Origin of the sequence: Methylocystis sp., from assembly GCF_050246715.1 — a bacterium.
Lineage (GTDB): Bacteria > Pseudomonadota > Alphaproteobacteria > Rhizobiales > Beijerinckiaceae > Methylocystis.
The window spans coordinates 19,653-36,425 of sequence record NZ_JBFWVN010000038.1 but is presented as its reverse complement, the minus strand read 5'-3'; the positions used below and the strand labels follow the sequence as shown (position 1 = coordinate 36,425).

15 protein-coding genes and 2 pseudogenes are annotated in these 16,773 nt (G+C 61.9%); 12 read left to right on the top strand and 5 right to left on the bottom strand.

Annotated features, from left to right (window positions below; all coding sequences use genetic code 11):
- Positions 1–190 precede the first annotated feature (190 nt).
- Positions 191–625 carry a transposase gene (locus AB7I51_RS12515; RefSeq protein WP_428404503.1) on the bottom strand — a complete coding sequence of 145 codons (435 nt, stop codon included), beginning with the start codon at positions 623–625 and terminating at the stop codon, positions 191–193.
- A 38-nt stretch (positions 626–663) separates the two neighbouring features.
- On the opposite strand from AB7I51_RS12515, the gene AB7I51_RS12510 reads away from it, so the two are divergent.
- Complete coding sequence (locus AB7I51_RS12510) at positions 664–1,329, top strand: hypothetical protein (RefSeq protein WP_428404504.1); 666 nt, start codon at positions 664–666, stop codon at positions 1,327–1,329.
- A 125-nt stretch (positions 1,330–1,454) separates the two neighbouring features.
- Here the strand turns inward: AB7I51_RS12510 and AB7I51_RS12505 are convergent, their stop codons facing one another.
- Together AB7I51_RS12505 and AB7I51_RS12500 are read right to left on the bottom strand one after the other, a co-directional pair.
- Positions 1,455–1,949 (bottom strand): GNAT family N-acetyltransferase, encoded by a 495-nt coding sequence (locus AB7I51_RS12505; RefSeq protein WP_428404505.1) that lies wholly within the window; start codon positions 1,947–1,949, stop codon positions 1,455–1,457.
- Complete coding sequence (locus AB7I51_RS12500) at positions 1,946–2,233, bottom strand: DUF1778 domain-containing protein (protein ID WP_428404506.1); 288 nt, start codon at positions 2,231–2,233, stop codon at positions 1,946–1,948. Before AB7I51_RS12500 ends, AB7I51_RS12505 begins: the two co-directional genes overlap by 4 nt.
- Positions 2,234–2,778: 545 nt before the next feature.
- On the opposite strand from AB7I51_RS12500, the gene metX reads away from it, so the two are divergent.
- The 6 genes and pseudogenes from metX (at position 2,779) to AB7I51_RS12470 (ending at position 6,773) form a co-directional block, all read left to right on the top strand.
- Complete coding sequence (gene metX / locus AB7I51_RS12495) at positions 2,779–4,008, top strand: homoserine O-acetyltransferase MetX (protein WP_428404507.1); 1,230 nt, start codon at positions 2,779–2,781, stop codon at positions 4,006–4,008.
- Positions 4,005–4,673, top strand: a complete 669-nt coding sequence (gene metW / locus AB7I51_RS12490) for a methionine biosynthesis protein MetW (protein WP_428404508.1) — start codon at positions 4,005–4,007, stop codon at positions 4,671–4,673. The genes metX and metW overlap by 4 nt, the downstream gene beginning before the upstream one ends.
- 140 nt (positions 4,674–4,813) lie before the next feature.
- Positions 4,814–5,575 (top strand): annotated as a pseudogene (locus AB7I51_RS12485) (Crp/Fnr family transcriptional regulator); the annotation flags it as partial.
- Positions 5,536–5,667: pseudogene (locus tag AB7I51_RS12480) on the top strand (hypothetical protein); the annotation flags it as partial. The pseudogenes AB7I51_RS12485 and AB7I51_RS12480, both read left to right, overlap by 40 nt.
- 199 nt (positions 5,668–5,866) lie before the next feature.
- Positions 5,867–6,343, top strand: a complete 477-nt coding sequence (locus AB7I51_RS12475; RefSeq protein WP_428404509.1) for a hypothetical protein — start codon at positions 5,867–5,869, stop codon at positions 6,341–6,343.
- 67 nt (positions 6,344–6,410) lie between these two features.
- The gene (locus AB7I51_RS12470) at positions 6,411–6,773 is read left to right on the top strand and encodes a DUF1636 family protein (protein WP_428404510.1); all 363 of its coding nucleotides are present in this window, start codon (positions 6,411–6,413) and stop codon (positions 6,771–6,773) included.
- Positions 6,774–6,777: 4 nt separating this feature from the next.
- On the opposite strand, the gene ppa is transcribed toward AB7I51_RS12470, so the two are convergent.
- Together ppa and AB7I51_RS12460 are read right to left on the bottom strand one after the other, a co-directional pair.
- Complete coding sequence (ppa, locus tag AB7I51_RS12465) at positions 6,778–7,323, bottom strand: inorganic diphosphatase (RefSeq protein ID WP_428404511.1); 546 nt, start codon at positions 7,321–7,323, stop codon at positions 6,778–6,780.
- Positions 7,324–7,451: 128 nt separating this feature from the next.
- Positions 7,452–7,973 (bottom strand): N-acetyltransferase family protein, encoded by a 522-nt coding sequence (locus AB7I51_RS12460; protein ID WP_428404512.1) that lies wholly within the window; start codon positions 7,971–7,973, stop codon positions 7,452–7,454.
- A gap of 425 nt (positions 7,974–8,398) precedes the next feature.
- On the opposite strand from AB7I51_RS12460, the gene AB7I51_RS12455 reads away from it, so the two are divergent.
- The 5 genes from AB7I51_RS12455 to AB7I51_RS12435 all read left to right on the top strand — a co-directional run bounded on the left by AB7I51_RS12455 (position 8,399) and on the right by AB7I51_RS12435 (position 16,351).
- A complete protein-coding gene (locus tag AB7I51_RS12455; protein WP_428404513.1) occupies positions 8,399–9,976 on the top strand; it encodes a 2-isopropylmalate synthase in 1,578 nt (525 codons plus the stop codon).
- 336 nt (positions 9,977–10,312) lie between these two features.
- Positions 10,313–12,172: a trypsin-like peptidase domain-containing protein gene (locus AB7I51_RS12450; RefSeq protein ID WP_428404514.1), complete on the top strand. Its 1,860-nt coding sequence runs from the start codon at positions 10,313–10,315 to the stop codon at positions 12,170–12,172.
- Between the two features lie 17 nt (positions 12,173–12,189).
- Positions 12,190–13,074: a PP2C family protein-serine/threonine phosphatase gene (locus AB7I51_RS12445; RefSeq protein WP_428404515.1), complete on the top strand. Its 885-nt coding sequence runs from the start codon at positions 12,190–12,192 to the stop codon at positions 13,072–13,074.
- 3 nt (positions 13,075–13,077) lie between these two features.
- The gene (locus AB7I51_RS12440; RefSeq protein ID WP_428404516.1) at positions 13,078–14,748 is read left to right on the top strand and encodes a serine/threonine-protein kinase; all 1,671 of its coding nucleotides are present in this window, start codon (positions 13,078–13,080) and stop codon (positions 14,746–14,748) included.
- Positions 14,749–15,307: 559 nt separating this feature from the next.
- Positions 15,308–16,351, top strand: a complete 1,044-nt coding sequence (locus AB7I51_RS12435; RefSeq protein ID WP_428404517.1) for an alpha/beta hydrolase — start codon at positions 15,308–15,310, stop codon at positions 16,349–16,351.
- Positions 16,352–16,773 lie beyond the last annotated feature (422 nt).

Sequence of the window (16,773 nt, the reverse complement as noted above, 5' to 3'; positions counted from 1 at the left end):
CCACGTCCGACGCCCCGCACCAACACCATCATTCGCAGCCGCCATCTGGTGTCCACCTCTTCGATGGTGGACACCTAATCAACTCCACATGCAGAGCGGTAGGCGGTCGTCCGATCACGCTTACGCTGAATATCCGGACCGATGTCGAGCAGCGTTTCGAAATGCGGCGCGTCGGCGGCCTCGCCGCCGGTCAGATCGAAAGCGATGATGTCGCCCGATGCGTCCGATTTGGCGTGGATTTTCGTGGTGAAGCCGCCGCGCGAACATCCGAGCGCCTGCGCTTCTTGCCCCCTTTATGGATGGCCCCGGCGGCCGATACATGCGCGCGCACGATGGTTGAATCGAACATCTGGATCAGATGCGCCGACGAACTCATCGAGGCGAGCGTGTCGAAGAGGGCCTCGAATACGCCGGCTTTGCTCAAGCGGTCGAACCGTTTCCATACGCTGTTCCAGTGTCCGAACCGCTCCGGCAACGCGCGCCATCTTACGTTTTCGACCGTGAAGAAATGAAGCGCTTCGAGGAAGCGGCGATCGTCTTCGGCCTTGCGTCCGCGACGCGGAAGGCAGGCCCGAAACACCGCGAGCGTATGCGCCCAGTCTTCCTCGTTCATCCGCGTCGACATGGCTTCTGGTCTCCGACTCAGTCGGAGTCCTATGAATCATGCCCGATTCCGCCTGGGAATCCCCAAGCTGTCTTCAATCGCCAATTCGTCCACACGGCCTAAGTTCTATAAATCAACAAATTATACCACACTTCGATCAGAGCCACGCAGCCTATTCAGAGCTAAAACGCCGTTCTCAAAATCCTGATTTACTTGCAGAATTTGCTTTTAATTTAAGCAAATACAATCAGATGACTACACTGTGCCCAAGTTTTCCGTTTTTCAGAAAAAGCATGATTGATGAGTTACCATTCTTGATAGAGAAGAACCCCGACCTTGTTCTCGAACATGAGCGCCTACAGTCATATTATGAACTATTTTCATCTACGATTAGCGAGAGGAATAATAATATAAATACGACGCTGCGACTTGCAACAGTAAGTAAATTAACATTTTTACAGCTTGACATGGCGATTTCGTTACAAGTTAACGTGTCGTTAGTTGAGTGCGTGTATTCATATTACCTTCTTGGTGTCAGTATTAAGATTGTTAGAGCTCTTGAGAAAGTAGGGACTACCTATGTCGGTAAGGTTGATCCCAAGAAAATTAAGCCAAAGAAAGCAGGTGAATTGCCTGCTGTCATGGAAGCTTTGGAACAACTAAAAATGCGAATCCCCGCTGAAATTTTGGGGATGGCCAATCCTCCTCCTGCGGCACAAGCGTAATGCCAAAAGCGCGCACCGCCAGCACAGGAATATGATCACCCGTCGTGGGTTCCATAATGAGCGTTGCGCGCCTTTGATATAGGTTGGAGCTTCCGCAGTCAGCGGATCACCGGCCCCGCTCGCTCTCAAGCAGTTGCAGCGCGGTCGCCCATGGACAGAAACATCCGCCGCGCTTCGTCGGGAATTGGAGCGAATCCATTTGCCGCGTAAAAGGCGCTCGCGCGTTCGTCCTTTGCGTCGACGATGAGCGCATAAGCGCCGATGCGAAAGCTCTCAGTGCGGATGATGGCGTCGGCGATGAGAGCGCGGCCAATACCTAGCCCTTGGCGTTTCGTTGCGACAGCCAGCCGGCCGATCAGCATGGCCGGCAGCACGGGATAGCGCGGCAGTTTTTTCGCAGCCGCCGGCGGCAGCAGATTGAGCGGCACGCTCGTCGCCGCGAGCGTGTAGAAGGCGGCGATTTCATCGGCGTCATCAAGCATGATGAAACAGCCGGCGACGCGCCGCTTGATGTCTTGAAAGGCGAATTCCCGAAGATAGCGGTCAAGCGCCTCGACGCCGCAGCGAAAGCCATTGCGGTCGTGATCGCGGCTGAGGACGGCCGTGACATATGACGTCAACGAACCTCGCGAACGAGGCGGCGGTGACTGGCGAAGGCGCGTTTCAATCCTTCTGACGGCGCCGGCGGATTCAGGATCGCTTCGGCGAAAGCTTTTTGACCCGCGACCGAAAGGCGGATGATGTCACTTTCCTCGATGGCGCGGTGCGCGGCTTCCTGAGCGGCGCTCACGACAAAGTCGCTGACGCTCCGCCCCTGAATTTCAGCGGCGCGCTTTACGAGGGCGAGCACATCTGGCGCGAGGCGCGCCTCGATGCGGGCCGTGCGGGCGGTTTCTTGAGGCATCGCGTCTGTCTCTCTTCGAGAAGGCTTTCTCAGAGCGATCGGGTGAAGGGCTTCCTCATCCTGAGGAGCGGGCGCAGCACGCGTCTCGAAGGACGAGGAAGCCCGCCTTCGCACAGTTTTCCTCACCCTCGTCCTTCGAGACGCCGCCTACGGCGGCTCCTCAGGATGAGGGTGAGGAAAACAATCCTTCACCCGATTGGTCTGAGGGCTTTCCCATCTTCATTGGACTTGTACGGGAATATACCGGACATAGCAAGGAGGCACGAATCTTCCGGCGCGGACCCAGGGCACCGAGCGCTCGGGTTAATTCCAGCTCACTTTCAGCCGTCATGGCCGGGCTTGTCCCGGCCATCCATGCCGGACAATCGCGAAATGTTTTGCGCAGCGGCGACGCGTCCGGCTCATATTTATACAAGTGCCGCGCGTCGTCGCGTGGATGGCCGCGACAAGCGCGGCCATGACGCGGCGAGAGGACGCCTCTACAAGCTGGGTTCGGACCCCTGTGCGCCGCCGCGCGGCGCTTGACACCTTGGCCGGCCGCATCGATGTTGCCGAACGAATTGTTCGGCAAATCGAACGCTTGGGAAGATCGCTTGTCCATCGTGTCAGACGCGCGGCCGGTCCAGGGCGGGGCCGCCGCGCCGAAAACCGTTGTTTTTGAGCCCGACCGCCCGCTCCTGACCGACGGGGGAGGCCGCATCGCGCCGCTCGCCATCGCCTATGAGACCTATGGCGCGCTGAACGCCGCGCGGACGAACGCCATTCTGCTCTGTCACGCGCTGACCGGCGATCAATATGCGGCGGGCGTCAATCCCGTCACCGGCAAGCCCGGCTGGTGGGAGGCGATGGTCGGCCCCGGCAAGCCTTTCGACACCGACCGCTATTTCCTCATCTGCTCGAATGTCGTCGGCGGCTGCTTGGGCACGACCGGCCCGTCCTCGATCAATCCGGCGACCGGCAAGCCCTTTGGGCTCGACTTTCCCGTCGTCACTATCCGCGACATGGCGCGGGCGCAGGCGATGCTGATCGACCATCTCGGCATCGAGACGCTGTTTTGCGTCGCCGGCGGGTCGATGGGCGGCATGCAGGTGCTGCAATGGGCGGCGAGCTATCCGGAGCGCGTGTTCTCGGCCATGCCGATCGCCACCGCCGCCAAACATTCGGCCCAGAACATCGCCTTTCACGAAGTTGGAAGACAGGCGGTGATGGCTGATCCCGACTGGCGCTTGGGCCGTTACCAGGAGCAGGGCGTGCGGCCCGAGAAGGGCCTCGCGGTGGCGCGCATGTCGGCGCATATCACCTATCTCTCGGAAGCGGCGCTGCAGCGTAAATTCGGCCGTAAGCTGCAGGACCGCAGCGCGCCGACCTTCTCCTTCGACGCCGATTTTCAGGTCGAGAATTATCTGCGCTATCAGGGCCTCGCCTTTGTCGAGCGCTTCGACGCCAATTCCTATCTCTTCGTCACCCGCGCCTGCGACTATTTCGATCTCGCCGCCGATTACGGCGGCTCATTGGCGATGGCGTTCAAAGACACGAAGACGCGCTTTTGCGTCGTCTCCTTCACGTCAGACTGGCTCTATCCGACGTCGGATTCGCGCGCCATCGTTCACGCGCTCAACGCCGGCGGCGCCTCGGTGTCCTTCGTCGAAATCGAATCCGACAAGGGACATGACGCCTTCCTGCTGCATGAGCCGATGTTCATCGCGACGACGCGCGGCTTTCTCGACTCGGCCGCCGCGGCGCGCGGCCTCGCGCCTCACGGAAATTCGCAATGAACTTCACGCCTGCGGGCGACGCGCCTGAGCGGCGCGTACATTCGCCCGACCATCCGCGTCTCGATCTCGCCGTCATCGCGGAGATGGTGGAGTCCGGCGCGCGGGTTCTTGACGTCGGCTGCGGCGACGGCTCTCTGTTGCAGCTTCTCGCGCAGAAGAAAGGCGTCGATGGCCGCGGCGTCGAACTCTCGCAACGCGGCGTCAACGAATGCGTCGCCAAGGGGTTGTCCGTCATTCAGGGCGACGCCGACACCGATCTCGCCGATTATCCTGACGACGGTTTCGATTATGTGATTCTCTCGCAGACGCTCCAGGCGACCAGGCGCCCGCGCGCGGCGCTCGCCAATATGTTGCGCATTGGTCGGCGCGCGATCGTTTCATTTCCGAATTTCGGCTATTGGCGGGTGCGCGTCCAACTCGGCCTGACTGGCCGAATGCCGGTGACCGGCCACCTTCTCTATCATTGGCACGACACGCCGAACATTCATCTTTGCACCATTCGCGATTTCGTCGAACTGGTCGGCGAACTCGGCGCGCACATCGAGCGCGGCGTGGCGTTGGATCGCGCCGGCGCGCCTATTCGCTTCAACGCCCCATGGTGGATATGGAATCTCTTCGGCGAACAGGCGGTTTTTCTACTGGAGCGTGGCGGTAAGAAGCCCTGACTCATGCGACGGTTTGTCCCGCGTCCGTCGCCTTTTCGAGTGTGACCGTTCGCGTTAGCTTTTCTGTCGGCGGCAACAGCGAACATGCGCAGGAAGAAGAAGCGGCGGCGCCTCCGCTTCGGTGCAACGTCATTTGTTGAATGACGCGCGCGATCTGCTGCGGTTCGGAAGGATGCGCAACCTTGACCATTGACGCCGCCCGCGCGGCGCAAAACTACGACGATCCCCGGCGAAAACGACGGGCCGGTTGGCGTGCGCCTCAGCCGGCAGGCGCGGACGATTTACGCAAGACGCCGTTCTTCGCGGACGTCGATGAAGTGACCTTGTCGCGCCTCGCGGCCGACGCCAAAATCGAGTCGCTGCACGACGGCGACGCGCTTTTCCGTCAGGGCGCCGGCGTCACGGCCGTCGCATTTGTCGTGAGCGGCCATGTGAAGCTGACGCGCATTGCGCAATCCGGAAGCCAAACGCTCATTGGCATTTGTTCGGATGGCGAATTGATCGGCGAAGCGCCCCTGGGGGCCGACGAGATCCACAGGGTCTTCGCGGAATCGATCGGCGCGACAAAAGTGCTCAAGCTCTCTGCGCAACGCTTTGCGCGGCTGCTCAAGGAATCGCCTTCGCTCTGCGCCGCGGCGATCCGGGACTACAAGGAGAGCGCCGCGCGTCTCATCGGCGAGATCGAGTCGCTCAAGAGCCAGAACGCCGATCAACGCCTCGCCCATTTCCTACTTTCGCTCTGCCCGCCGGGCGAGGACCGCTGCCGCTTCCGCCTGCCATATGACAAGCGCCTGATCGCCGCGCGTCTTGGCGTGAAGCAGGAAACGCTGTCGCGCGCCTTCGCCAAACTGCGCGCCCATGGCGTGCGCACCGAGACGCGCAATGTGCATGTCGAGAGCGTTTCGCATCTCGCGGATCAATGCGACCGACTGGGCGAGCGCGCCCGTTTGGCCCTTTAAGCGTCGTAACAGCGACAGGCCTTTCAAAACATTGAGATCGAGTGAGTTATCCGTCTTTGGACGGGTCTCTAAGGCCGCGATCGCGCGATCGGCTTGCCGCCTTTTTTTGAGGCGCGCGCATTCACGCTCAGGCAAATGGCGGGTAAGCTTGTCGCCGTCGACTGAACGCCTGCGCCGCACTTTCGTCGGGGGCTCATCGTTAATTGCGCAGATCTATTTATCGGAGGATTCGCCATGATCGCATATAAGACGGTTGGATTGGTTTTCTTCTCCGCACTCGCGCCGGCTGCGGCTGAAACGGGCGCGAGCAATGGTTCGAGCGCGCTGGCGCTTTCGGCGATCGTCGGCGAATTGTCGCCTCATACAAGCGTCGCCGACAAGAAGCTGCTCGCGGCCTATTTCGCCGGACGCGCTGAAGCGCCACACGCCAAGGGCCAGCGCGTCGCGGTGAAGGCTGACGCGATCGACTGTCGCGCCGGCAATGTCGACGTCACGTCCCACAGCTGCGAGCTGACTTTCGGGGCGAAGAAGATCGAATTGAGCGGCCGCAAGGCGAATGAACTCTATGCGACCATGATCGAGAATGGCGTCATGGCGGAAGGCGCCGCAGGCTCTTCTCACGCTTCAGTCACGGCGCTAGACTGCATCGTCGACGCCGACGAAGTTGCTGAAAAGGCCGGCGGCGGCGCGCGCTGCGCCTACACGCCCTGAGAGTCAGGCGCCCTTTTTTTCGGCGCGGCTTCGATCGAGAAGACGCGTTCAGCGATTGGAGTTCGAGATGGCTGCGTCGGGCGTGAGGGTCTTGGTATGCACATCCTGTCGCGCCGGCGAGGACGCCCACATGCGTCCGGGCGCGCTTCTTATGGACGCGCTGCGGGCGCGCCTGAACGAACGCAATCTCGATATCGCCGTCGAGTCCGTCGATTGCCTCGCGGTGTGCAAGCGCCCGGCGACGGTCGCCTTCGCCGGCGCCGGCAAATGGACCTATGTGATCGGCGATCTCGACGGAGTCGCCCATGTCGACGAATTGATCGACTCGGCGCAAAGCTTCGCGGCGACCGACAATGGAATCGTCGCCTGGCAGGACCGACCGCCCTGTTTCAGGAAGGGTGTGGTGTCGCGCGTCCCGCCGGCGTCATAGATCGCTATTTCGGACCGCTACTTCGCCCGCGCGCCCGCTCGATCGCCTCGGTGATCAGCGTCCGCGCGGCGGCGGCGTCGCCCCAGCCGGCGACCTTCGCCCATTTGCCGGGCTCGAGATCCTTGTAGTGCACGAAGAAATGCTCGATCCGACGCCAGGTCATCTCCTGAAGGTCGGTGTAATTCTCCACATCGACATAGCGTTGCGTTAGCCGCGCGGACGGCACGGCGACGATTTTTTCGTCGCCGCCGGCTTCGTCGGTCATGCGCAGCACGCCGATCGGCCGAACCGCGATGACCGCGCCTGGCGCCACCGGACGCGTGTTAGCGACGAGCACGTCGCAGGGATCGCCGTCGTCGGACAGCGTGTGCGGAATGAAGCCGTAATTGCCGGGATAGCGCATCGCCGTATAGAGGAAGCGATCGACGAAGAGCGTGCCCGAGGCCTTGTCCAGCTCATATTTGATCGGCTCGCCGCCAAGCGGCACTTCGACGATGACGTTGACTTCATGCGGCGGGTTGACGCCGATCGGTATCGCGTCGAGACGCATTCAAGGCTCCGATGAGAGGGAAGGCGCAGCGAGGAAATTTCGCCGGCGTGTTACGATTGTCGTAAAAGCTAAAGCGCTGCGCGCCTTGCGACGGCGTTCTTACCGTAAAACCGCCCTGCGATCACCGTTTAGCGCACCGGCGCGGAAACGAATCCAAAGGCGACGCGCGTTAGCATGTCGGCGCCGAACCGCTCCTCGGCGCGGCGGATCGTCTGGCCGCCGAGGCTGCGATAAAAGGCAAGCGCTTTCTCATTGTCGGCGAGCGCCCAGACGATGGTCGAGAGATAGCCGTGCTCGGCGAGTTCGCGGCGCGTGGCGTTGAACAGGCGCTTCCCGAAACCCAAGCCTTGCTGCTCGGGCGTCAAATAGATTTCGAAAATTTCGCCGGAATAGGGCATCGACGGCACGCGGTTTCGGCCATAGGTCGAATAGCCGACGATATCATCGTCAAAGTCGAGCACAAGCAGGCCGGTGCCGCGCACGATCGCCGAATGCCACCAATTGGGGCCGCGGCGGGCGATCATCCGTTCGAGCTCCGCTCCTGGGATCACGCCGCGATAGGCGGCGCGCCACGACGCGTCATGGACGCGCGTGATCTGCTCGGCGTCTCCGGGACGCGCGTGGCGGATGGAGAATGCGGTCTTGACCATGCTTTGAATGTTAGGTCCCGGACATTCGTTTCGGCAAGAGCCATGAGCGATTCGGATGCAAAAATTATCTGCTGGGCGAGCGGGTCATGCATTCGACGTAGACGCGATTTTCGCGAGATTTAAAAAAGCGGGACGCGGCGCTTGCGGCAAAGGTCCCTCTTGCGTTATCCTGCCAAAGGACTGCGGCCAAGCGCCGCCAGAATGGGAAGAGATCGTTGCCTTACGCAACCGCCTCTGCGAATGAAGTTGCGACGCCTTTGCGCGCGCGCGAATTCGCTTGCCCGCCTGCCCTGCCGCTTTTCGGCCTGCTGCTTCTTAGTCGCCCCTGAGCGCCCGATGGGCTCGCGCCCAGGCCTTCAGGGGACATGTCACGCAGTCGCCGACAACAGCCCCAGCGGGGGCGGCAAAGCAGGATTTCAAAACAAATGAGCCATAAGCAACATCCCGGCGCCGTCGCAGATAACGACGGGCGCGTCCTGATTTTCGACACCACCTTGCGCGACGGCGAGCAATCGCCCGGCGCTTCCATGACTCTCGAGGAAAAGCTCGAAGTCGCCGATCTCCTGGATCAACTGGGCGTCGATATTATCGAGGCCGGATTCCCGATCGCCAGTCCCGGCGATTTCGAGAGCGTCAGCGAAGTGGCGCGGCGGGTCAAACACGCCACCGTCGCCGGACTGGCGCGCGCTTCGGAGAAGGACATCGACCGCTGCGCCGAAGCGCTGCGGGAGGCGAAGCGTCCGCGCATCCACACCTTTATCTCCACCTCGCCCGTGCATATGAAATACAAGCTCCAGATGGAGCCCGAGCGCGTCTTGGAGATGGTGACCGCCTCAGTGACGCGCGCGCGCAATCATGTCGCCGACGTGGAATGGTCGGCGGAGGACGGCACCCGCACCGAGCTCGATTTTCTCTGCCGCTGCGTCGAGGCCGCGATCACGGCCGGCGCGACGACGATCAACATTCCCGACACCGTCGGCTACATCACGCCGGCGGAATATGAAGAGTTGTTCCGCACGGTGCGCGAACGGGTGCCCAATTCCGACAGGGCGATTTTCTCGGTGCATTGTCACGACGATCTCGGATTGGCGGTCGCCAATTCGCTCGCCGGCGTGCGCGGCGGCGCGCGGCAGGTCGAATGCACCATCAATGGCATCGGCGAGCGGGCGGGCAATGCGTCTCTCGAAGAAGTCGTCATGGCGATGAAGACGCGCGGCGACGCGCTGCCCTTCTACACCAACATCGACGCCAAACTGTTGACGCGCGCGTCGAAGCTGGTGTCGGCGGTTACGTCCTTTCCGGTGCAATACAACAAGGCGATCGTCGGGCGGAACGCTTTCGCGCATGAGAGCGGCATCCATCAGGACGGCATGCTCAAGAATGCGCATACTTACGAGATCATGACGCCCGAGAGCGTCGGCGTCTCCAAGACGTCGCTCGTCATGGGCAAGCATTCCGGCCGTCACGCCTTCCGCGAGAAGCTGAAGGAGCTCGGATACGATCTCGGCGAGAATGCGCTGGAGGACGCCTTCAACCGCTTCAAGGATTTGGCCGACCGCAAGAAATTCGTCTATGACGAAGATCTGGTCGCGCTGGTCGACGACGAGATCGTCAACGCCCATGATCACATCAAGGTCGAAGCCTTGATGGTGATGGCCGGCACGCATGGCCCGCAGTCGGCCGCCCTCACCCTCGACGTGGGCGGCCAGAAGCTGACGCATCAGGCGACCGGCAACGGCCCTGTCGACGCCATCTTCAACGCGATCAAGGCGCTCGCTCCGCATGACGCGACCCTCGAGCTGTTTCAGGTACATGCCGTCACTGAAGGCACCGACGCGCAGGCGGAGGTCTCGGTGCGCCTGAGCGAAAACGGCAAGTCGGTCACCGGCCGCGGCGCTGATCCTGACACGCTCGTCGCTTCGGCGCGCGCCTATGTGTCCGCGCTCAACCGGCTGATCGCAAAGCGCGCGCGCGGCAAGCCCGAAGCGATGCAGGCGATGTAGCGACAGGCAATGCCTTAAGGCTCCCGCCGGTCTTGCCGGCGGGAGCCTTCGCCTATCTGGCGGCGCATCGAAAAGCTGGCCCGACGAATCTCGGTCGAAGAGACTCCGGGCGGTGGGGCTACCTTCAAGATATCCTTGAAAAAATTGTAGAGCGCTTCACGCGTGACCGATCGCTGCGCGCGAGACTCGAGCGACGCGCCATCGACGGCTTGCGCCGCGCGCCTTGATGCTCGACCTTGCCTCGCGAGGAAAGTCGGGTTTATCTTCGATCTTGGGGGAGTATGCGCATTTTCGAATGGGCGCAGGACGAGCGCGCTTTCGCGCGGGGGGCTGGTAATGACAACTCCAATCGAGCGCATTGTTATTCGTCATCTGTCGGGCTCCAAAGCCAATCAGATTGAGCAACTGCCTGTCGGGGATGCGCGCGAGTTCACGATCGGCCGCGATCCTGCGTCGAAGATCGCCTTCGATCCGGTCGGCGACAGCGTCGTCAGCCGCAAGCATGCGGTCATCCGCATCGAAGGCGAAGACGACAAGCTTTTCTTCAAGCTTTCCGACTCCGGCAGCAGCAACGGCACTTTTCTCAATGGCGAGCGGGTGACCGGCGAGGTCGAACTGCTTCCCGAAGACACGATTGAACTCGGCGGCGCCAGGGGGCCGAAATTCACCTTTGATGTGCAGCCGCGGCCCGCCAGTTTCGCCGCGCGGACGCAAGTGATCGGCGTCGGCGACACGGCGGCGACTCGCGTCATCAAGACCGCGGAAATCGCCGCGTCGACGGCGGTGAACGCCGCTGCGACCGGCGCCGCGGAGGCGGCGAGCGACGATTCGGCGGCCCAAAAGAAGTTCGGCGTCGGCCAGGAGACGGTGCAGCGGCTGATCGGCGAGGAGCGTCGCGCCTCGCGCGGCGCGCTAACGGCGACGGCGGCCGGTATCGCCGCCGTTCTCGTTCTCGGCGGCGCAATTCTGTTGTGGCAGCAATGGAAAGGCGAGGAACGCGTCGGCGGCCGGATGTCCGAGATCGAGAAAGGTCAGGAGGAGGCCTCCGCCGGGGTCGAAGGCAAGGTGAGATCGATCACCGGCATGACGCCGCAGGAAATCTACGACAAATATAAGGACGCCACCGCCAAGATTTTTCTTCACTGGCGTCTTTATGACAAGACGACCGGAAAGCCGGTCTATCACCAAACCTTCAGCATCAAACTCAACAAGAATGAAAGCGTGGTCCTGCCGGCCTATGTCCGGCTCGGACCCAACACCGTCGTGCGATGGCTGACCCTCGACGACGACTACCGGTCGAATATTCCAATCGACGGCGCCGGCTCCGGAAGCGGCTTCGTCGTCGGCGAGCAGGGCTACCTGCTGACCAACAAACACGTCGCCGCAGGCTGGGAAATACCCTTCGCCGCGCCGAAACGACGCGGCGTGGTGTTCGAATACAAGGGCGGGCCCGACTGGAAACGGGCCAAAAGAGAAAAAGGCCCGGATCTGGGAAAATACGAACTGATCGATCTCGACGACAGCGCCTATTCGGATATCGACGACTGGGTGCCGGAGTCCGGCGGCCTGATTTTCCCGTCAAAGCCGGCAATCGCGGTGCCGATTGGCGGCGGCAACATTCCCGACCCGACCAAAGCGGACAAGCGCACATTCGAAGGACGCAACGACACGCTGGAAACGCGTTTTCCGGGCAGCCGCTTAAACATCAACGCGAGTCTGGTCCGCGCTTCGACGGACTCGGACGCCGCCCTCATCAAGATCGATTCGCCTCAGACGCTCAGCACGGTTGACCTGGCCAATCACGACAATGTCACGGTTGGCGAAAGGGTCGTGGTTCTCGGCTATCCGGCCGTTTCGGTGTCGACGTTTCAGCAGCTGTCGACGCAGGAAGGGGGAGGGCCGGTCAGACGTCGTCTCGAAGAGATACCGGAAGCCACGATTACCGACGGCATCGTTTCTAAGCTCTCGCCCGGCGTCAAACAGAAGGAGGGCGTTACGACTTACGGTTCGACGGGAGACGTCATACAGTTGAGCATTACCGCGACCGGCGCCGGCAACAGCGGCGGCCCAGTGTTTGACTCGTCCGGCAATGTGATCGGGCTGTTCACCTACAGCAGGAGCCGCGGCAACGAGCGGGTGACGCTTGCGGTTCCGATCAAATATGGCCGAGATCTATTGCGCCCGCAGCGCGAGTGATCCAAGAGGCGCCAGCGATGACGGCGGCAAGGGAGGCGAACAGCGCTTCATGGCGCGTGGTGGGCGCGATGCGCACCGACGTGGGGCGCGTACGTTCGCTCAACGAGGACACCGTCGCTTTCGTCGCTCCCGACGAAAAAGATCCGGAAGCCAAACGCGGCTTGCTCGCCCTCGTCGCCGACGGGATGGGCGGTCACGCGGCCGGCGAAGTCGCGAGCGCGCTGGCGGCGGAGGTCGTTCGGCGCGTCTATTTCTCGCTCGACAGGCCGCCGCTTGAAGCGCTGCGAGCCGCGTTCGAAGCGGCCAATCGGGCGATACTCGATTACGCCGCCAAACATCCCGACTGCGCCGGCATGGGAACGACCTGCACGGCGCTCGCCGTCCGTGACGAATGTCTGTGGCTCGCCCATGTCGGCGATAGCCGGGCCTATATTTTGCGCGACGGCCAACTGACCCAGCTCTCCGAAGACCAGACGCTGCACGCGCAACTCGTGCGCGACGGCGTGCTGACCGCCGAGGAGGCCGAAAAAGCCCCTGGCGGCAATGTCATCCTGCAGGCGCTTGGAACGCGGCAGGAGATTTCTCCGGATCTCTGGTCCGAGGGAATGCGCCTGCGATTGGGCGACCGTTTCATTCTGTGTTCCGACGGTCTTTCCAATCTGGCGAGCGACGCTGACATCGCCCGGATCGTTTCGCGCCATCCTCCCCGAGAGGCCTGCGCGGCTTTGATCGACGCGGCGCTCGCGGCCGGCGGTTACGACAATATCTCGGTCGGCGTGTTCGCCGTTGAGCGCGCCGCGCCGAACCAATCCAGCGGCCAAGCGGCAACGCAACGGATCAACATCGCCGACTCGCCGACAGGCGCGTCGACAACGAAGATCGAAGCCATCGTAGAGGGTTGAGCCATGACCGACCCGCAGATGATCGGACATTATCGAGTCGTTAAACTGCTCGGCACGGGCGCGATGGGCAAGGTCCACGCCGCCGTCGACACGTTCCTCGAGCGCGAGGTGGCGATCAAATCCTTGCGCGCCGAACTCACTCAGGATCCCGACTTCGTCGGACGTTTCCGCGCCGAAGCGACCAGTCTCGCGAAGCTCAACCATCCCAACATCACGACGCTCTATTCGCCGGTGCTGGAGGGCAATAACCTTTTCATGGTCATGGAGCTCGTGCATGGCCGCCCGCTCGACGAAATATTGCGGGAGCGCGGCAAGCCGCTCGGCGTCAAGGAAAGTCTCGCCGTCATCACGCAGGCGGCGGACGGGCTCGCCTACGCGCATCAGATGGGCGTCATCCATCGCGACATTAAGCCGTCGAATCTGATGGTCGCCGACGACGGCCGCATCAAAATCATGGATTTCGGCATTGCGCGGGTGCGCGGCAGCGTGCGTCTGACTCGCGCGGGCACGGCGGTCGGCACGCCGCTCTACATGTCGCCGGAACAATGTCGCGGCGGCGAAGGCGACGAAAGGAGCGATCTCTATTCGCTCGCCGTCGTGCTTTACGAAATGCTTGCGGGCGCGCCGCCATTTTCCGGCGCGACCGAATATGATCTCACTCAGGCGCAGATTCACGCCGATGCGCCGCCGCTTGTTCCGCGGATCTCTGGCGTAACGCCCGAGGTCGAATCGGCGATCATGACGGCGCTGTCGAAGCGTCCGGAGCACCGTTTCCCCAATTTGCGCGCCTTCAGCGACGCGCTGGGCGCGACGGCGTTGCGCGTCGACGCCCCCGCCATCATTCGAAACGCCGGACACCTCGTTCAGGATTCCACCGCCGAGCGCGACGTGCCCACGCCCGAGCGCCTGTCGACCAAGCTCATCGCCTTGGCGAAAAGCCGCAGCGCGACTCTGGTGCGCCGCTTCAAGGGGCTGCATCCGGCGTTACAGGGCGTAACGGTCGGCGTCGGCGTCGTCGCGATTCTCGGATCGCTTTATTTTGGCCTGCAGCCGTCCGTCTCTTCCGGCGAGCGCAAACCCTGGGAAAATTCGTTCGCAGATAAAAAAAGCGGCAGCGACGACTTTCGATGGCGGGACGCCGACGCGGGCAATCGGCGCGCCGCGCCCCGCAACAGCACCACCTTCGGGGTGGACGAAAACCAGGCGTCGACGGTTCCGACGTATGATCGAAGGTCTAGGGAAGACGCGGTTGAAGCGCAGTTCGCGCGAACAGAAAGCCGTGCGCGCGAGGGTGATCAAAAAGCGCGATACGAGTTGGGGATGCTGTATCTGCAAACTCCCGGACACCAAAAACTCGACGACGCGTTCAAATGGCTAAAAATGTCGGCCGAGCAGGGCCTCCCCGACGCGCAATACGAACTCGGGAGGATGTATACGAATGGCTTGGTCGATGAGGTCGCGGATGATGTGAAGCTGCGCGAGAGAATAGCCGCCGACTGGTGGGAGAAAGCAGCAAGGTCAGGACACGCCAAAGCGCAATATCAGCTCGGGCGAATTTATGAAGGCGGGGTGGCCGGCCGCAAAAGAGATCGCCGGGAGGCCAGGGACTGGTACAGCAAAGCGAGCGCTCAGGGCGAACCCAACGCGAGACAGGCCCTGCGGCGCATCCGGTAGAAATTGTGTGGCGCGAAAACCCCTGTCGTGATCAATCGACGTGGCCAATTCCCCCGCCGCCTCCGCCGCCGGAACCGCCGCCCCCTCCGCCGCCGCCGTGGCGGCGATGACTGCTCGCGACATGTGCGCGGCCGCGACGATGCGCGTAATGGGAACGCGCATGATAATGACTGGAATAGCCGCCATAGTGGCGCCGGCGACCGCGGAAGCGCATTCCTCCAAGTATTGCGCCGATGAGACCCAATTGCGCCGACGCCGGCTCGGGGTCCACAACGACAAGAGGAAGCGTCAGAGCGCCGAATAACAAGGATCGGCGCGAAAGCCGACGGTCGACGTCGGACTCATTGTCAGCCATGGAATTCGCCCCCGCAGACGATAGGCCCCGATTATTGTTCTTGCGGCCGCGTCCTGTCAATTTGGAGAACGCGTTTGCAGCGATGCGCGGATTGATTTCGAAGCGTCTCCAGTCGACGCGCATGAGTGCGTCGGCCGCAATATCCGCGACTTGATGAGAACAGGCGCGTCTGTCGCGAAATCGCAAAGATTTGGAGAAGGGCTAATGACAGACGCAAAAAATGGCCCCGCCGAAGCGTCCGCCTTCGTCGACGCGCGCACCGACGGACCGGGAGTCGTCCGCCTTTCACAAAACGATCCGGCCGCGCCCTTCTATCGGATGCTGGTGAAACTGCGCACGCCCGTCGCGATGCGCGACATGATGCTGGCGCCCGTGCGCGCCTGTTACCGGGGCGAGGGCCTGACGATCGACCCGGCGGAACTTCCTGCGAGCGCAGCGCAGCTCTATCCGCAAGTGTCGGTTTCGACTCTCGCCGTTCCTTCCGACGCTGGTCCAGTTCGTTGCGAATGTTTCGCGCCGCCCGGCGCAGGGCCGCGGCCGATGATGCTTTATGTCCACGGCGGCGGCTTTGTCGTCGGACGATCGGAAGACACGGCGTTCATCACCAGCCGTATCGCCGCCGAAAGCGATGTGGTCGTCGTCAGCGTCAATTATCGCATGGCGCCCGAATGGCCGTTTCCCGCCGGTCTCGACGATTGCATGGCGGTTCTCCGCTGGCTGCGCGATAAAGGCGGCGAGATCGGCGGCGACGCGTCGCGCATATTGGTCGGCGGAGATTCCGCTGGAGGCAATCTCGCCGCGGCGCTGGCGATCAGAGCGCGCGAGGAGCGCGTGTCGATACGTGCGGCTGCGCTTCTATGTCCGGTGACGGATTTTCACTTCGAAAGATTTCCGTCTTTCGAGCGGCTGGCCCCGACAGGCGTCGTGATCGACGCGCCCTTCATGGCGTTTGCGCGCGCCGCCTATCTGACGACGGCGGCGCAATGGCGCCATCCCTGGGCCAGCCCGGCGCTTGCCGATCTGAACGGCTATCCGCAAACCTTGATCATCAGCGGCGCGGCCGATCCGCTGGTCGATGAAAACCGCGCTTTTGCCGAGAAACTGAAGGCGGCGGGCGTCAAGGTCGTGCATTTCGTCGGAGACGCCGCGCCGCATGGCTTCTACTTCTTTCCAGACCTGTTGAGCGAGGCGGACGCCGCTTTCGCCGCCATTGCAAGATTCCTCGCCGGGGCGCGGCAAGGAGCATGATTTCGTCTCAAAAGCTCTTCCCTGGCAGCCAGAGTCCACCCCGCGTTGCCGCCTTGCGCGGATTTGTGCAGCATCGCGGAAGAATCGGCGTTTGTGACTTGAAAGGCTATGCTCAAGACAAATATTCATTTTCGGGATATGCTGTCTTAAAGGTCGCGTAGTCCCAAAATTCGTAAATGAATCCATGAAGAAACCTGTGCTCGCCGAGATGACTGATTCGCAGATCGCGCCGACTCTGAGCGATCAGCAGCGTTCGGGAGGCTTAAATGTTTCAGCGTTCTGGGGGAAAGCTTGACCTTGCCTGTGCAATCCCGCCTCGGATTAGCCATTCATTATCGATTAAATAGGAGATTCGCCTGATACCGAAAGGCGGCCAACCACGTTTGGAGCGGAATATGCGTTTGAGAACGCGCTCTCGCGCT